We start from the raw sequence: 17,207 nt of genomic DNA, 5'->3' as shown, positions 1-17,207 counted from the left end.
GGCACGCACCGTTCCGAAGGAGGGGGAATGCCACAGCATGCTTCGACGGACGTGAGCCTCTGCGCGCCCGCAGTGGACGACCGGAGCGTGTATCTCGCGGCGCTCCTCAAACGCATCGCCAAGCGCGACGCGGTCGCGTTCGAGGCGCTGTACCGGCTGTCGGCGCCGTCGCTGTTCGGGCTGGCGGTGCGCGTGACACGCACCAGCGAATCCGCGGAAGAAGTGGTGCAGGACGGCTTCATCAAGATCTGGCGCTTCGCCGGTTCATACGATCCGGACAAGGCGTCGCCGTCGACGTGGATGTCGACCATCGTGAAGAACCAGGCGCTCGATTACCTGCGGCGCAATCCGTATGCGGGCGTGTACGTCGAGGAACTCGACGAACGCAATGCAAGCGGCGACGGCGATTTATCGCAGCAGGTTGCGCTGGATGCCGAACGGCTGTCGGTTTATCTCGGCCGCTTGACGCCCGGGCAGCGGCAGGCGATCGCGCTCGCTTATTTTCGTGGGCAATCGCAATCGGAAATCGCTCATACGCTGGACGCGCCGATCGGTACGGTTAAAAGCTGGATCAGCCGTGGGCTGGAGTCGCTGCGGGGTATGGCCGATCCGCGTCATGCGCGGGCTCGGGGTGGGTTTTATTGACGTGTCCGCTTCTGTCGTACGCGTCGAGCGACGAATCCATCACGGCTCACTAGCCAAGCCATGAAACCAGCCGCAAGTTTTCCGGTTTCCCAAACTGCTGCCAGCGATCGCGCTGAGGCGGTGCTGCTATCTGTTTTGCAGTTGATCCTCTGCAGAGACAACAGCGTTTCTGCCGCCGCGTTTGGCCGCATACAGCGCGGAATCCGCGTTATTCGTCAACTCCGCAAGCGATCGAGGATGCGCGCGACGGCCAGTAGCGCAGCCAATGCTCACCGTAAACCGCGCTAGCGTTCCGGAATTATCGATCGACCCGTTTTCGACCTCATGGCGTATCGCTTCAGCGACCTGCGCCGCTCCAGTTTCATCGGTGTCGGGCAACACGACGACGAATTCTTCGCCGCCGTACCGCGCGGTAAGGTCACCACGGCGAATCGCATGCTGTCTGATACACGCAGCGAGATGCTTTAATGCGAGGTCGCCTTGTGCGTGGCCGTAACTATCGTTGTATTGCTTGAAATGATCGGCATCGATGAAAAGCACCGACAGACAGCTATCGTTGCGACGAAGCCTTTCCCACTCGTTTTCGAGAAACTCATCCAGGGCACGGCGATTTTTGATACCCGTCAGCGGGTCTGTCTGGGTAAGCTCAGTCAGCAGGACCTGTGTTTTCACATGCTCCCCAAGCGCGAACGCAAGCAGCCATACCACCACACAGAACGCAATGCCTATGCTTGCAGTGGATACGCCGACCATCCAGGTCATGCGTCTGGAACCGGCTAATATATCTGTTTCCGCAGGTGCGACGACGGCAATAAGGGGCGTGCCGGGAATGCGCTGAAATGTATATAAACGAACTGTTCCGTCGATAGAGGATCGCGCGGCATAGAAACCGGAATCATGGTTCGCCATACGCGAGAAAAAAGTCGCCGATGTGATGGTCTGAGCCGTGCTGAGCGGGGGATTTCTTGCGATTACCGTGCCATCGGTACGGACAACCGCAGTGATACCGTGAGGGCCTACATCAAGCGTTGAAAGGAGCTGGCGGAAATAGGCAAGATCGATCGCGACCATGACAACACCGCCGAATGAGCCGTCCGGCTGGTTGATCCGTCTGGACAACGCAATGGCTTCGACTCCGCTTCTCGACCGTGCACGGTAAGGCGATGACAGATAGAGCCCCGCGTTTGCCGACTCGCGCTGAACCACAAAATAGTCCCGGTCGCTAAAATTCCATCGATGGGAGGTACCGCAGCAGCCGTCGATTAGCCGTCCTTTGCTGTCTGTAACGCCAGCACCGGTCAAGTACTCGGCTGGGGTGCTGTTAAAGAAAATTTTATGTCGTACTGCGGAGTTCATGCTTTGCACAGCAGGATTCTGCCAGGCTGCAATTAATGTCAGAAGGGCATTGTTGGACGTTTCAAAGGTCCGCTCGATGTTGCTGACGAGAACGGAGGTAACGTTTCCAGACGTGTCGTGTGCATGTTCCAGTGCCTCGTTCCTCGCGGCCTGAAGCGTGGCGAGGCTGATCGCTGTGACCGCCAGTGCCATCAAAGTGCCCAGGACGCCAACGATCATCGGAGCCTTTCGACTAAGGCATCCACGATGATCAGGCGATTGCGGCGAGCCGGTCGAAGCTGGAAAATTGCCACTCGCTCCGATAACGGCATCGCCGGAAATAAATGTAGGGCTTTGCCCGACCGATAACGGGCGAGCCGGTCTTTTACGACCGGCGAACTGTCATTTCTCAATGCCCGGTCCGGACACGTCGTCGACGAGTTCAGCGATTTCATGAACGTTCACCGTGCGACCGAGCCGATTTTTGATGCCGTCACCCCACGCCTGCACATGAACCCCCGGCGCGAGATAGGCCGCAAGTTCAGCGGCGGCATGCGGCGGCATCCGGAGCGACGTGCCGTCATCCAGCAACGCGCCGCGTAATTCTCCCTTCGGACCGAACAGCGGCAATACGACTTCGCCTTGCACGTCTGCCGGTCGCGTCTTCATCTGAGGCGTATGTTCCTTCGCGTCATGATGATGCGGCGGACCGTCGTCGACGATCTCGACCGCGTTCTTCGTGGTCAGTGAAATCGCCACGACGAGGTCGGCTGAGCGAGGTTTGACGCCGCGGACCCGCACGCTGTCGCCGATCGCGACATGTCTCGCGACACGTTTCGACAGATGCGGCGGAAAATGCACTTGCTGCGGCGGGCGGCCGCTGCGTTCGAGGATGAGGCCGTCGAGTTCGCCGTGCGGATTGAGCAGGAATTGCGAGACCTTGCCGAGGGTTTCGGGCAGGCAAGCGGGATCGATCCAATGCATGGGGTGCACTCCTTTGAATGAGTTACTGGGGCAAGTTGCCGTAAAGGGTGGTCAGGTTGCCCGGTGTACCGAATGCGGTGGCCTGCAGCGCCTCGCCATACCGGTTGCGGGTGCCGTAGCCTTGTGCGGCGATGGTCGTTCCTGGACGCAGCAGATTGGCAAACTGCAGGGCAGCGGGCGGAGTCAGTTTGATCACCGTGCCGTCGGCAAGCAGCACGCCGTCGGATTCGCCACGAGGAGCCGTCGTCACACGCAGCACGCGCCCCACTGCGCTGAGCTTGACCAGCCCGATACCGGCCAGCGAACCTGGCAGACGCTGCGCATTGGCCGACGGCGGCTGATCGGCGACACTGCGACCGCTTTTCGTATCGGAGATCAGGCTCGCGCGCAATGTGCCGTCCGGCTGTTGCGCGAAGCCGCTCACGTTGACGGTGTCCCCCGGCGACATCGTGCTGGCCACCTGGCTACCCACGTGCGGCGGGAAACGCACCAGGGTATTGTCGGCGAGCAGCATGCCGTCAACTTCGCCATCGGGATTGATCAGAAAACGCCGGACGACGCCGCTCACGTTGGCGGGCGCGCCGTCGAGCGGTCCGTTATCACGCGCTTGCGGCGGTGGCGTCGGCGCGCCGGCACCTGGCGGAGCAGGCATCGGCGGCGCACCGTTCGACAGGTCTGGAATAGACCCGCCGGCGCCAGGCGGCATTGGCGCCATCGGCGGCGTTGTTGCGCTGTTTTGCGGTAACGGCGCTGTTTGCGCGGCGCAAGCCGCAGTCGCCATCACGGCGAGCGCAAGCGTCGCCTGCGCAATCAGATTGAACCGGTTCATCATCGGACTCCTTCGACTGGAATGTCGTACGGGAGTCTTTGCAAGCCCTATGCCATTGTGCAATGCCTGCTACAGCAGGCCTTTCGCCCGCTGCGCCGCGGGAGGATGTCCGTCTGCTGGACATGGGGTGTCCGATAGCTGGACATCCACGCGGACCATCTGAGCAAAGCTAATCGAGCTTATACGCCGCCATTTTCGTATAAAGCGACTGGCGACTGATGCCGAGCCGGCGCGCAGCTTCCGCGCGATTGCCGGCCGTCTGCTGCAATGCGCGCTCTATCGCTGCACGCTCCAGCCATTCCATGGCCTGCGGCAAAGGCAGATCGAGCAGCGCGGAGGGAATTTCGCTGGCCGACGCGCGCGGCGCGCTCAGAAAGGCAAGGTCATCATCCGTGACGAGCGGGCCGCGTGCGAGCGCCGCGACGCGTTCAATCGCGTTCTTCAACTCGCGCACGTTGCCCGGCCATGCGTGGACGAGAAGACGGCGCTCCGCGTCACCGCTCAAGCTTCGCGCCGGGCCGCCGAGGCTCGCCGCAGTCGCGAGAAAATGGGTGGCGAGCGGCAGTATGTCGGCGGGTCGCTCGCGCAGTGGCGGCAAATGAATCGGAATCACGTTGAGGCGATAGAACAGGTCTTCCCGGAACGTGCGAGCGGTGACCTCCGCCACGAGGTCGCGGTGCGTCGCGGCCACGATCCGCACGTCGATCGGTACGTTCGCATTGCTGCCGACCGGCGTGAGCGTGCGTTCCTGAATCACGCGTAGCAATTTGGCCTGCATGGGCAGCGGCAGATCGCCGATCTCGTCGAGAAATAGCGTGCCGCCGTCCGCCTCGGCGATCCGTCCGGTCCTCTGCGTCGCCGCGCCGGTGTACGCGCCTTTCACGTGGCCGAATAGTTCGCTTTCCAGCAGTTCGGCTGGGATCGCGGCGCAGTTGATTGCGACGAAGGGTCCGTGCCTGCGTCGCGAGGCGTCGTGCAGTACGCGGGCGGCGACTTCCTTGCCGGTGCCGGTTTCGCCGGTGATCAACACGGTCGAATCGGTGGCCGCTGCGCGACCGATCTGCTTCTGCGCATCGCGTAAGGCTTCGCTGTTGCCGAGCAGCCGCGGCGTGTTCGCGTCGACGGGCTCTTCACCAGACGCTGCGGGTGCCGCGCCCGACAGGTCACCGTTCGACGCGACGATCTTCGCGAGCAGCGTCGCGATCGTATCGCGCCCGACCGGCTTCGTCAGATGCTCGAAGGCGCCCAGGCGCATGGCGTGGATGGTGTTGTCGCTGGTGGCGAATGCGGTCAGCACGACCACGGGCAGCGCCGCACGCGTGGGCATCGCGCGCACCCGTTCGAGCACCTCGATGCCGCTCAGGTCCGGCATCCTGAAGTCGAGAAACATGCAATCGATCCGCGTGCCGCTCTCGAGCAGGCTGAGCGCGTCGTGACCACAACCCGCCTGCGTCGTGTCGTGGCCGAGATCGCCGAGCGTTTCAGCCAGGCTTTCGCGGAAGGCGTCGTCGTCGTCGACGATCAGGATGTGTGGCATGGCATCTCGATCACGAAACAGGCGCCGTGCTCGCGCCCGGCATAGAAGGCGCGACCGCCATGCGCCACCGCGATCTCGCGCACCACGGCGAGACCGAGCCCCGAGCCGGCGGCGTCGCTGGTTACGAATGGCTCGAAAATGCGCTCGCGCTCGGCGGGCGGCACGCCCGGCCCATCGTCGGCAACTTCGATGCTTAAAGTAGCCGCACGCTGCGTCGCACGCAACGTGACGTGGCCACCGGTGGGTGTATGCCGCAGCGCGTTGAGTATCAGATTGTCGATAGCTCGGGCCAGCTGGGCGGCATCGAAACACGCCTCGTCGGGCATGTCGGCGTCCTGCGCAAGGCCGAGCATGACGCCGGCCCGCGATGCCGCGTCGAGATGCAATTCGACGCGCGCCATCAGCCATTCATGTAGGGCGACCTGTTGCCTGTCTACGCGGATGGGCTGCGTAAGCGCAAGCAAACCGGACAACTGCACCTCCACCCTCTGAATCTGTTCGAGGATCGACGCCAGCGCGCGGTGCTTGCGCTGTGCGTCGCCGGCCAGCGCGTTTTCCGCTTTGAGCCGCATCGCGCCGATCGGATTGCGGATTTCGTGAGCGATTTGCGCTGCCAGCCGGCCGAGTGCGGCAAACCGCTCGGCGCCCGCGAGCTTTCTGTCGAGTTCGCCCGCTTGCTGCTGCAGTGCTGTGGTGCGTGCACCGTACGCGTTGAATGCGACGACGATCTTGTCGAGGTCAGGCTCGCCGGTAGCCTCGATCGGCGTGAAAGGTGCATTCGGGTCTGTTGATTTGCTCAGGCTTTTCTCGACCCAGGCAAGATTGGCGCGCCAGCGGCGCAGCCGTGTTCCCAAAGCAATCGCGATCGCGACGATCACGGCGAGCAGCACCGCAAGCCCGGTGACGAGTGTCTTGCCGTATTGACCGAGCGCTGGCCGCACGCGCGTAAGCGTCCAGGCAAGCAACCCGGCACGTCTGGGCACCGGACAGGCCGAGACGATCACGGCGTCCTGCTGTCCTTCGACAAAGTCAGACGCCGCGTGACCGCCGGCCGCCGCGCGAAGGGTGCGCAGAATCAACGGCGTCTCGGCCTCGGGAATATCCCGCTTGATGCCACTGCCCTCGTAGGTCGGAAACGCGTACGCGTCGAAAACGCCACGCGTGCTGTCCGTCGAACGCCAGAAACCGCCTTCGACGCCCGGCATCTGTGCGAGCACGACGTCGAGAATCGCGTGCATCAGATCCGTGTTCGGCGCGCTCTGCGCATCGGCGATCCGTTCGACCGACAGGTCGTAGCGCGACGCGACCGCCTTGCAACCGGTCAGCGTCTGTTCACGTGCGACGCTGATTTGCCGCTCCAGATTGCCTTGGGCCATAAACCAGACGAGCCCGATCAGGAGTGCACACATGACCGCTACCAATAGCCAGAAAACCACGAGCTGGTTAGCGAACGAGAGGCGCAATCGGGTTGCGGGCATGGATGTGCAAGGAACGAGGGGGCTTTAAGCATAGCAAAAACCCGGCCCGCCACGGGCCAGGTAATGGGCGATCCCCGCAGGTGTCGCGATCGCGGATGCTCGTGCACCTGGCGTCATTGACTGCTGTCGGTTTGCTGGACAGCGAGTGTCCAGCAAACCGACACCTGCGAATGCGCGGGTGCGTGCCGGCTCCGTCCGATGCGGCACGCGCGGATGGCATAGGGGTTGCATAAGGCTCCTGCTCCTGGCTCAACCGTCGTGATCGTGAGGCACCGTGAAAACCCGTCGCGCACTCGAAGCACTGAACTTCTTCATGGCCGACGTTCAGGCCGGCATCGGTCCGTTTCTCGGTGTGTTTTTGCAAGCGCGCGGATGGGGCACGGACACGATCGGCACGGTGATGAGTATCGGCGGCATCGCAGGAATGCTGGCGACGTCGCCGGCCGGCGCGCTGGTCGATGGCACCCGTCACAAGCGTGCCTTGATCGTGGTCGCGGGCGTGATGACTGTGCTGGCGTCAGGATTGTTGCTGGTCTCTCACGGCTACTGGATGGTCGCGGCCTCACAGGTCGCCACCGCGATCACGGGCGCCGCTATCGGGCCGGCGATGGCCGGCATCACGCTGGGCGTCGCGCGGCAAAGCGGCTTCGACCGGCAGTTCGGGCGTAACCAGGTGGCGAATCATGCGGGCAATGTCGTGGCCGCGGCGCTATCAGGCTGGTTGGGGTGGCGCTACGGTTTCGGCGCGGTGTTCGCCTTGAGCGCGGTGTTCGGCCTGCTGTCGATCGCGGCGGTCATGATGATTCGCAGCGACAGCATCGACCATCAGGTGGCCAGAGGCCTGGCGCCGCACGAATCGCACGAATCGCACGGCGCTTCGACCGATGGCGAAGTCAGCGGCTTCCGGATTCTGGTGCAGTGCCGCCCACTGCGTGTACTCGCGGCGGCGCTCGCGATGTTTCACCTGGGCAACGCCGCGATGCTGCCGCTCTATGGCCTCGCGATCGTCGCAGCGCACCAGGCCGACCCGAGCGCGTTCACCGCTGAGACCGTCGTGATCGCCCAGGCGGTGATGTTGATTGCGGCGATGCTCGCTAACCGGCTGATCCGGTGGCATGGCTACTGGTGGGTCATTCTGCTCACGTTCCTGGCGCTGCCGGTGCGCGGACTGATCGCCGCCTCGGTAATCCACGCGTGGGGGGTGTGGCCTGTGCAGGCGCTCGACGGTATAGGCGCCGGCCTGCAAAGCGTCGCGGTGCCGGCGTTGGTCGTGCGCCTGCTGAGCGGCACCGGCCGCATCAACGCCGGACAAGGCGTCGTGATGACGGTGCAGGCGGCGGGCGCTGCGTTGAGTCCGATGCTCGGCGGTCTGCTTGCTCATCACTTTGGTTATCCCGCGGCCTTCATCGCGCTCGGTGCGATTTCGACCGCCTCGCTGGCGCTGTGGCTTTGTTGCGGCGCAGGGCTCCGACGCGCATGCAGCACGCGTGGGGGCCTGGATGGCCATGGAATGGACTCGACGCCGTCTGCCTCCTAACGACGGCGCTTATTGATCTACGGAAATCTTGTCGGTGAATTCACTCTTTCTTTCGTGGGGTATCGCGGCGGCGGCCACCGCCGGCGTGATCGTACGCCCTTTCAAATGGCCGGAGGCCGTGTGGGCGGTCTGCGGCGCCGGGTTACTGGTGTCTCTGCACCTGTTACCCGTGGATCTCGCGATTCATGCGATCAACAGGGGGAGCGACGTCTACCTCTTCCTGATCGGCATGATGCTGCTCTCGGAAGTTGCGCGCCGCGAGGGCCTGTTCGACTGGGTCGCAGTGTTAGCGGTCAATCATGCCAAAGGCTCGCCTCGCAGGCTCTTCCTGCTGGTGTACCTGGTCGGCGTGGTGATCACCGCGTTCCTCTCCAACGATGCCACCGCCGTGGTGTTGACACCCGCCGTGTTTGCCGCCGCAAAGAAGGCCAGGACGCCTCCGCTGCCGTTGCTGTTCATCTGTGCGTTCGTCGCGAATGCGGCCAGTTTTGTGTTGCCAATCTCGAACCCGGCCAATCTCGTGCTGTACGGCAATCACACGCCGGCCTTGGGTGCCTGGTTGACGCGCTTCGCCGTGCCTTCGCTGCTGTCGATCGGCCTCACCTATGCGCTGTTACGCTGGACTCAACGAGAAGCGCTTTCAGGCCAATGTGAGGCTGATCTGGAATCGTCGAAGTTGTCAGCGAGCGGGCGCGTTGCGCTTGCTGGTATTGCGGTAACCGCTACGGTTTTACTGACCGTTTCCGCGTTCGATATTCCGCTCGGGTGGCCGACCGCGACGCTCGGCGCACTGACCGCCATGATCGTGCTGATTCGGGAACGCAAGTCCCCGCTGCCGATGATCTTCGAAATATCGTGGAGCGTGTTGCCGCTAGTGGCAGCTTTGTTCGTGCTGGTCGAGATGCTGGATCACACCGGCGTAATTGCCGCGCTGGCAGCATTGCTGCAACACGCGGCGCTACATAGCGAACGGGCGACTGCGGCGTCCGCGGGAGGCATCATTGCTATCGCGAGCAACCTGATGAACAACCTGCCAGCAGGTTTGATCGCAAGCTCAACTGTCATGCAGGCTCATGGTTCGAGGCTCGTCACCGACGCACTGCTTATCGGTGTCGACCTGGGTCCAAATCTGTCGATCACCGGTTCGCTCGCGACAATCCTTTGGCTGAACGCAATTCGCCGCGAGGGAGAAGACGTGGGCTTTATGACGTTTCTGAAGGTCGGCGCAGTGGTGATGCTACCGACGCTTGCCTTGACCTTGTTCACGCGGATAGTCGTGGGTTAGATCGTGCATCACCAGCAAACACCACTTAATCGATGGACAGCGGCCGTTCGGCTCAAGACTGCGAACGACGGCTCATCGCCGCAAAGGGCCTCATGCCATCGGGACACATCGCCTAAACCTCACAAGGCCGCGAGCGGCAACTCACGACCCGGAGCCGACGTTCATGCTCTCTCGATAAGGGACGTTCGATGCTTTTTCGACGCCAAATGCAGCCCGACTGAAAAATCACTTTACGTCTGCGGAGCATGTAACTCAGCTCTGATTCTTATCGTGACTCGGAAGATGACCCAGCCAAGCGGGGCGGCCGCTCCGAGGAGAAACACGCAAAGGCCCCAGACAACCCAGTCAGCCGGATTGGAAGTTCTTCGGTCGAGTACGGACTGTTGGGGGTGTTCTGGGTCGTAGTAAACCTGTACGGTGGACCCGACCAGCCTAGACATTGCATCAGCCTCCGCAGCTGCAGAAGAGGCATACCAGTGTGCGTTGTAGCCTGAAGGTATTTCGATGCTCGTGCTGCCGAACCGCTGACCGTTTACAGTGAACGAATAAGTCCAATATGGGGACCATGTAACCCGTCCTGACCGTCGGTCGGTCGATGATCGGATCGCCCAGGACTCTACGACACCCTCGGTCGTCGACCATGTCCGTTCCGCGCGCTCCCAGCGTTGCACCGTTGAAGCCATGTATCCAAACCAGCCAGCCATCAGAATCAGAAAAATCAGCATACTACCGAGCAAGATAATGCCAAGATTTCTGTTCTTGGCATTGGCTCCTGCCTGAGAGGAAGTAGTCACATTTTGCCGTCGATAGGCTATGGCAATGCAAACCACTCCGATAAACACAACAAGGACGGTACCGATGATTGTTATAGGGGTCCAAGGACCGATCGCTCGCAAACGGTACAGCGCAAGACAGAGCCCAAGTACGATTACCAAAACGTTCACCAGCCTGCTAGTTTTCACGTGGTGGCCTAAGCGTGAGAAGGTTCTGTCAATTAGATGTTCGATTGTCGACGATCCGTACGCCAATGTCGAATGACCGTAACTGGCCGATTGTTGCCGGACGTGCGCAGCTAGCTCGGACCGTGCGGCGGTCTGCTGATGCATTTGGAGGGGAGACTTGGTCTGCGACAGATTCACTACGGCAATGGTGGAGGTGGCAATCCTCGTCTGACAGACCTTGCACCAGTCATCCCACGTCCTGAGGCGATGTCTCAGTGTCGCGCATCCATCGTGGCGTTTCACGCGTAATCACAAGAGAGCCGCACAACGGCTTCCACGCGTGCCCTCTCGCAGCGCCGGCACGGCGGGACCATCACCCTCAACGGACCCATCGCATGCAATCGATGAAAACATCCCTCGCCAACCTCTTCACGCGTGGCAGCAGCGGCACAACGGCCGGCCTTTACTTCGTAGTCTGCCAGGCCGGCTGGTTCGTCTGCGTGCTGAGCGCCGCGCGTCGCGCTGGCTGGCTCGGTATGTTGTTCGCGGCGTGCGCCGTCGTCTGGCATCTGACGCGCGTACCCGAGCCCCGGCGCGAAGCCCGCTTGCTCGCGGCAACAGTGTGCGTCGGCATGATCTGGGAGAGCGTGCTGGTCTACGCAGGCCTGCTGGTCTATCCGAGCGGCACGTTGATCGACGGTTGCGCGCCATACTGGATGAGCGCGCTGTGGGCGCTGTTCGCGATCCAGTTCAATGTGGTGTTCGCGTGGCTGCGCGCGCGGCCGGCGCTGGCCGCTGTGCTCGGCGCGCTGGCCGGGCCGCTATCGTTTCGTGCCGGCGCCGCATTGGGCGCGGTGCATTTCAACCGGCCGTTCGCTGCATGGATCGCACTCGCGCTCGGCTGGGCCGTCTTGCTGCCCGCGCTGCTACAGCTTGCGAAACGCTGGGACGGCGTGCATCGCGAAGCGCAAGCGAAAACGAAAACGCATCCGCTCCACTCCAGCTAACGCGGCAAAAAACACGCCATCGCGGAACGCCCCTTGCTGAAGGTCTATCGATTGACTCGACCTTACACGGAGGCTTTGCGCATGAAACCTTATATCGTCGCTCACATGATGTCCTCGCTCGACGGCCGCAGTCTTACCGACGGCTGGCATCTCGACTTCGCGTCGGATCTGTACGAAGACACGGCGGCCACCTTCGAAGCCGACGGCTGGATCTGCGGCCGCGTGACCATGCAAGAAATTTCGCACGGCGACGATTATCCGAAGGGTCTTGCGAAAGGCACGGTGCCGCGCACGGATCATATCGTCGAGCGCAATGCCGCTCAGTACGCGATCTCCATCGACCCGCAAGGACGTGTGGCCTGGAAGAGCAATACGGCGTTGAAATCGCACGTGGTCGAAGTGTTGACCAGCCAGGTGAGCGACGACTATCTCGCGTACCTGCAATCGATCGGTGTGTCGTACGTATTCGGCGGCGAGCATGAGCTCGATCTCGGCAAAGTGGTGCAGACGCTCGCGCACGAACTCGGCGTGAAGAAGCTGATCGTGGAGGGCGGCTCGCATGTGAGCGGCGCGTTCGTGAACGCGGGCCTCGTGGACGAAGTGAGCGTGCTGATCCTGCCGTTGGTGGATGGCCGCAGCGAGCATCCGTCGTCATTCGAAGTGGCCATGAACAAGTGGCAAGCGCCCGCGTATCTGACGCTGACATCAGTCGAGAAAACGCAGCACGACGCGGTCTGGCTGCGCTATACGAAGTCGGTGAAGATATAAAAAAGCGCGGCGCAGTGAGCGTTGTTCCGCTCCCTGCGTCGCGCTTCGCCACACCTTCCAGACCGCTTAGCCCTTCGCCTGTTGCGTCGACAACCAGCCGCCGCTCACCCCGATCTGCGCGATCTGTTTCGCGACCGCGTCGCCGAGGCGTTTCGCATCCGCCGACACACCGGTCTTCTTCGTTTCCGACACCGCGTGCAAGCCGCCGCCCACCGCCGCCGACGTCGCGATGCTGCCGGCCGCCGCGCCTACACCACCAGTTGCTACCATGCCGGGCGCTTTGCCGCTGTCGCCCGAAGCGCTGAAGCTTTGCACGAGACGGGCTTCGCCGCCCGCCGGTTTATACAGAATCTGCACCGAACTGCTCACCTGGCTTTTGCCCGCGCCGAGGCCGATCAGAATGCGGCGACGGCGATTGCCCGAGTCGATCGTATCGAAGCTGCCTTGCACGAGCAGCACGTTCTGATCGGCGGGCGCGGGAATGTCCGAGCGGATCGCACGCAAGCCCATCGATTGCAGTTGATGCACGATTTCGTCGGCCACCTGTTCACGGACGGCGAGCGCATCGGCAGCCTGTTTTTCTGCCGCCGATGATCCGTCCATCTGCGTCTTCAATTTCTGCAGCATGCCGCCGTCGAGTTTCACCTGATCGGAATCGGTGTCGAACGTGTAGACATAAATGTTGTCCGGCCGCACTTGCGGTTGCGCGGTGGCCGCGCTTGCATTGTCGATGTGGCCGCTGGCGCAACCGCTCAGCAGCGCGCTGCCGCACACCATCGCGATGCAGGCCAGTCGGGTAGTCTGGTTCTTGAGGAAATTCAGTGAAAGCAACATGGTCGTCCTGTCGTCGGCACGCGGGTGCCGCTATGTTCGGGCGTCTCGTTCGGCGATCGGGCAACCGTAGGATCGTTGATCACCGGCGAGACGCACTCGCACGTTAAGCACCTTGATCACATGCGTTCGTTTCTTACGCACCGGCAGCGAAACGAAGTATGGGCGAGGCGCTGTTGCAACTCCATTCGACAATTATTTCGCGCCATGTCATGGCGCGAAACGTAGGGAGTTCCGCGTGATTCGGACGTCAGTTCAACGCGAGCCTGACGATGCAGCAAAGAACGAAGACGAGTAGGGCGGCGGCAACGGCCATGTTGAGCGGGTAGCGCATTCTTCACCAGGCTCTAGCGTTTCGGAGCCTCCATCCTAATCACCTGACGGAAGATGAAAAGTAGGCAGTGAAGCGGCAATGTGGGGCAGCTAACGCATCCGGTCGAACAGCTTCGCGTTGTGCGTTGGCGGTAACGCTTCCAGTTCGAGGTCACGGAAAAGTCGTTGCATTGTCATCTTTCCGGACCGGCCGGCGCCTTGCTCGCGGCGGCAAGATCTTCCGACAGACTGGTGCGCAAGGTAGCAATGGCCTGATCCGGATTGGCGGGCTTCAACTGCTCGCGCGCCAGCGAGTCGTACACGTAGTGACGCAGCATCGGGTCCTGCGTCTTGCTCAACACGTCGTGATACACCGCGACGATCTCACCTTCGTGACCGTTCATCGCATAGAGACGGCGCAGTTGTTCCAGATCGTTGATCACCGCGAAGCCCGCGCCGCGCGGTCCCATCGGACCATGCGGCGGCGGTCCGTCGCCGCGTTGCGGGCCGCCGCCATGGTCGTGGTCGTGCATCGATGCAGGCGGCGCTTCCTGCGTGAATGCGGCCGTCGCGGTCAGGCTCAGGATGGCGGCCAGCGCCGCGCCGATAAGGCTTTTTTTCATGGTATCGCTCCCATTGAATGAGGGTCGACGCAACCGTGCGCCGACCCATGAGCAACGATAGTCGACACGCCGTTTCGTAGGGTTACTGAAGCCGCGCTGTAACTTACTGAACCTTGCCTGCGAAACGAGGGGAACGGTCGGCGCCCTGAAGCGCCGGCACGCACTCCAGGGCTCGGCCTGCTGGCGCAATATGGCCGGATGGCGCATGATTGACCCGATGTGCCGTCCGACCCCAGAAGCAGTAAGCCTTTGCGGGACGCGCGGCGCACGCCACGCCGCTGGTGCATGCGTCATGGCACATAACACGGCGACGCACCGCCGGCGCGTACTCAACCGTTAAGGAGGATTTCGCATGGACCGACCTGACGCCGCCAATCCGTTTGGCGATTTCACCAAAATGCTGGAGCAGTTCAAGCTCCCCGGCTTCGACGTACCCGCCATCATGGAAGCGCGACGCAAGGACATGGAAGCGCTCGTTCAGGCAAATCAGACGGCCTTCCAGGGCATGCAGTCGCTCGCGCAGAAACAGGCGGATATGTTGCGCACCACGTTGAGCGAAATGCAGTCGCTGACGGGGCAGTTGTCGAGCGGCGGCGCCGCGCCTTCGTCGAAGGCCGCCGAGCTGATCCAGCAAAGCCTGCACAAGTCGCTCGCCGACATGCAGCAACTCGCGCAAGCCGCGTATCAGACGCAAGCCGAGTCGTATGCGGTGATCGCAAAACGCGTCGAAGAAAATGTGCAGGAGCTGAAGTCGCTCCTTCAGCAGCAGAAGAAATAACCGGCGCCGGGATTTCGAATCCCGGCCGATACCGCAAATGACCTCCGTGTCATTTGCGGTTTTTTTTCGCCTCGGCAACTCCCTTCGTCGCGGTTCGATCTCGTCACACGAAAGCGTTTGAAGCGGCGCTTATCGTCAGAGGAAAACGGTTTTTCGGGGCGGTTTATTCAGCACGCGCTTACATCGCGCAGGCGATGCAACGCGCATGGATGGTTTTTTGCTACGTCCCCGTTATTTCATGCGCGTGTTCGCTTTAAACGCGTTATGACGCGAAAACTTACGCGTAAGCACCGTCCGTGGGGGACACCCTCCCCGACGATCAAACAGGCCTGAACGGCAGCGCGCCGCGCGCCGGTTTAAATCGCTTCGCAAACGATTGCAACGTCATGCCGCGCTCGCTAAAGTTTCGCGCCGCCACTCCGTTGACGCATTCACGCAAGCCAACCGGTGTGAATGCAAAACCGGCACCGCCGATCAGGAGTGCGCCCCTGGATTCCCGTTCCTGACTGACCCGGCCAAGGTCGTCATGAGCGTTTCACCTCGAAGGACATTCTCTTGAAACCGATGCTCTCTACCCGCATTGCTCGCGCAATGCTCGGGGCAAGCTGCGCGCTGTCGTTCGCCGCACACGCCACGCTAGGCCAGAACGTCAGCACGATCGACAGCGATCAGATGCGTCTGCATGCCGTCGCCCGATCGGCCACTACGCAAAGCGCGTATTCGGTACACCTGATCACGATGCCGTCCGGCACTCAGGTACGCGAATACGTGGCCTCCAACGGCGTCGTGTTCGGCGTCGCGTGGCAAGGCCCCACGCTACCGGATCTGAAGTCGATGCTCGGCACGTCGTTCGACACCTACGTCGCCGCGACCGCAACGCGTCGCGGCACGCCGCTGGCGGTGTCCAACAGCGATCTGGTGGTCTACTCCGGCGGTCATCTGCGCGCATTCGCCGGCCATGCGTACTTGCCGCAAGCGGTGCCCGCGGGCGTCGATGTCGGCGTCATTCAATAACGGAGCGAATCATGCGTCATCTGTCTTCGTTGTTTGCTTCACGTTTTTCTTCGCGTTCCTCGACGGCGATCACCCTGTTGGGCGCGACGTTGCTCGCGCTGCTCGTCGCCGCGTGCGGCGGCGGAGGCGGCGGCGGTTCCAGCGCTTCGGCCGGTTCAAGCAGTTCGACCACGGCGTTATCGGCGCCTCCGTCGCAGGCGGTGGCCGCGAACGCGGTGCGCGTGACGGTCGACTCCGGCGTGAGCAGCGTGCCGAACATGCCGTTCGTCAGCCTCACGATCTGCACGCCCGGCACCACTCAATGCCAGACCATCGATCACGTGCTGGTCGACACCGGCTCGTGGGGCGTGCGCATCTTCGCGTCGCAATTGCCGGCTTCGGTGCCGCTGCCGCAGCAACAGGACAACTCGGGTCACCAGATCGCCGAATGCATGCAGTTCTTCGACGGCTACACGTGGGGCTCGGTGCGGCTCGCCGATCTGCAGATTGCCGGCGAGAAAGCCGCGTCGCTGCCGATCCAGGTGATCGATCCGAACTACGCGTCGCTGCCGGCCGCTTGCGCGAACTTCGGCTCGTCGCGCAACACGCCGGCCACGCTGCAGGCCAACGGGATTCTCGGCATCGGCGTGTTCAAGCACGACTGCGGCGCGAACTGCGTGCAGCAGGCCGTGGACGGTACGTACTACGGGTGCAGCGGCGCATCGTGCACGTCGATTCCGCTGGCCGAGCAGTATCAGGTGGCCAACCCGATTCCCTACTTCGCCACCGACAACAACGGTTCGATGCTGAGCCTGCCGACGGTCTCCGGCGGCGCGGCGTCGGTGACGGGGCAACTGGTGTTCGGCATCGGCACGCAGACCAACAACACGTTGGGCGGCGCGCAGGTGATCGGCGTCAGTCCGTCGAACGGCACGTTCACGACGGTGCAGGGCGGCGCCACGTATTCGCAAAGTATTCTGGACAGCGGCTCGACCGGCCTGTTCTTCGCGAACAGCGCGATGCCGGTGTGCGCGAGCCCGAACAGCTCGTATTACTGTCCGGCGTCGACGGAGCAACTGAGCGCGATGATCGAAGGCGTGAACGGCGTGACGAGCGCGGTGAACTTCAGCGTCGGCAATGCGACGGCGATCGCGCAGACCTATAGCGGCAGTTTGGCGCTGCCTTTGCTGGCGGGTCCGGCGTTCGTCACGTCGACGATTTTCGATTGGGGTCTGCCGTTCTTCTACGGCCGCAATGTGTACGCGGCCGTCGAGCAACAGGCGACGCCCGGCGGGACGGGGCCTTACGTCGCGTATTGAGTATT

Annotated in this window: 15 protein-coding genes; 8 read left to right on the top strand and 7 right to left on the bottom strand. The window is 62.3% G+C overall.

Annotation, left to right across the window (positions count from 1 at the left end; translation table 11 throughout):
- Positions 1-27: 27 nt before the first annotated feature.
- Positions 28-645, top strand: coding sequence for a sigma-70 family RNA polymerase sigma factor (locus tag HWY05_RS05550; RefSeq protein WP_176057633.1), 618 nt, complete (start codon positions 28-30; stop codon positions 643-645).
- Positions 646-771: 126 nt separating this feature from the next.
- Here the strand turns inward: HWY05_RS05550 and HWY05_RS05545 are convergent, their stop codons facing one another.
- The 5 genes from HWY05_RS05545 to HWY05_RS05525 all read right to left on the bottom strand — a co-directional run bounded on the left by HWY05_RS05545 (position 772) and on the right by HWY05_RS05525 (position 6,808).
- Positions 772-2,220 carry a sensor domain-containing diguanylate cyclase gene (locus HWY05_RS05545; RefSeq protein WP_176057632.1) on the bottom strand — a complete coding sequence of 483 codons (1,449 nt, stop codon included), beginning with the start codon at positions 2,218-2,220 and terminating at the stop codon, positions 772-774.
- Between the two features lie 162 nt (positions 2,221-2,382).
- Entirely contained in the window at positions 2,383-2,964 is a 582-nt protein-coding gene (locus HWY05_RS05540) for a hypothetical protein (RefSeq protein ID WP_176057631.1), read from the bottom strand.
- A gap of 22 nt (positions 2,965-2,986) precedes the next feature.
- Positions 2,987-3,796, bottom strand: a complete 810-nt coding sequence (locus HWY05_RS05535; protein ID WP_176057630.1) for a hypothetical protein — start codon at positions 3,794-3,796, stop codon at positions 2,987-2,989.
- Positions 3,797-3,962: 166 nt separating this feature from the next.
- A complete protein-coding gene (locus HWY05_RS05530; protein ID WP_176057629.1) occupies positions 3,963-5,330 on the bottom strand; it encodes a sigma-54 dependent transcriptional regulator in 1,368 nt (455 codons plus the stop codon).
- Complete coding sequence (locus tag HWY05_RS05525) at positions 5,315-6,808, bottom strand: HAMP domain-containing sensor histidine kinase (protein ID WP_176057628.1); 1,494 nt, start codon at positions 6,806-6,808, stop codon at positions 5,315-5,317. Before HWY05_RS05525 ends, HWY05_RS05530 begins: the two co-directional genes overlap by 16 nt.
- Positions 6,809-7,082: 274 nt before the next feature.
- Here HWY05_RS05525 and HWY05_RS05520 point away from each other — a divergent pair, with 274 nt between their 5' ends.
- From HWY05_RS05520 to HWY05_RS05500, 4 genes are all read left to right on the top strand, one after another.
- Positions 7,083-8,345 carry an MFS transporter gene (locus tag HWY05_RS05520; protein WP_176057627.1) on the top strand — a complete coding sequence of 421 codons (1,263 nt, stop codon included), beginning with the start codon at positions 7,083-7,085 and terminating at the stop codon, positions 8,343-8,345.
- Positions 8,346-8,379: 34 nt separating this feature from the next.
- Complete coding sequence (locus tag HWY05_RS05515; protein WP_176057626.1) at positions 8,380-9,630, top strand: arsenic transporter; 1,251 nt, start codon at positions 8,380-8,382, stop codon at positions 9,628-9,630.
- Between the two features lie 1,336 nt (positions 9,631-10,966).
- Positions 10,967-11,578 (top strand): DUF2878 domain-containing protein, encoded by a 612-nt coding sequence (locus HWY05_RS05505; RefSeq protein ID WP_244146498.1) that lies wholly within the window; start codon positions 10,967-10,969, stop codon positions 11,576-11,578.
- An 81-nt stretch (positions 11,579-11,659) separates the two neighbouring features.
- Positions 11,660-12,346 carry a dihydrofolate reductase family protein gene (locus HWY05_RS05500; protein WP_176057624.1) on the top strand — a complete coding sequence of 229 codons (687 nt, stop codon included), beginning with the start codon at positions 11,660-11,662 and terminating at the stop codon, positions 12,344-12,346.
- Positions 12,347-12,412: 66 nt separating this feature from the next.
- Here HWY05_RS05500 and HWY05_RS05495 read toward each other — a convergent pair whose 3' ends face one another.
- Together HWY05_RS05495 and HWY05_RS05490 are read right to left on the bottom strand one after the other, a co-directional pair.
- Complete coding sequence (locus HWY05_RS05495; protein WP_035559305.1) at positions 12,413-13,180, bottom strand: DUF4410 domain-containing protein; 768 nt, start codon at positions 13,178-13,180, stop codon at positions 12,413-12,415.
- Positions 13,181-13,683: 503 nt separating this feature from the next.
- Positions 13,684-14,112: a hypothetical protein gene (locus tag HWY05_RS05490; RefSeq protein ID WP_035559302.1), complete on the bottom strand. Its 429-nt coding sequence runs from the start codon at positions 14,110-14,112 to the stop codon at positions 13,684-13,686.
- Positions 14,113-14,464: 352 nt separating this feature from the next.
- Here HWY05_RS05490 and HWY05_RS05485 point away from each other — a divergent pair, with 352 nt between their 5' ends.
- From HWY05_RS05485 to HWY05_RS05475, 3 genes are all read left to right on the top strand, one after another.
- Positions 14,465-14,890: a phasin family protein gene (locus HWY05_RS05485; protein ID WP_035559298.1), complete on the top strand. Its 426-nt coding sequence runs from the start codon at positions 14,465-14,467 to the stop codon at positions 14,888-14,890.
- Between the two features lie 564 nt (positions 14,891-15,454).
- A complete protein-coding gene (locus HWY05_RS05480; protein ID WP_176057805.1) occupies positions 15,455-15,904 on the top strand; it encodes a DUF2844 domain-containing protein in 450 nt (149 codons plus the stop codon).
- Between the two features lie 11 nt (positions 15,905-15,915).
- The gene (locus tag HWY05_RS05475) at positions 15,916-17,202 is read left to right on the top strand and encodes a DUF3443 domain-containing protein (protein ID WP_176057623.1); all 1,287 of its coding nucleotides are present in this window, start codon (positions 15,916-15,918) and stop codon (positions 17,200-17,202) included.
- Positions 17,203-17,207: the final 5 nt, after the last annotated feature.

Source organism: Paraburkholderia sp. BCC1876 (assembly GCF_902833695.1).
Classification (GTDB): Bacteria; Pseudomonadota; Gammaproteobacteria; order Burkholderiales; family Burkholderiaceae; genus Paraburkholderia.
The sequence above is the reverse complement of the archived record's forward strand: the minus strand, read 5'-3'. Positions and strand labels throughout refer to the sequence as shown.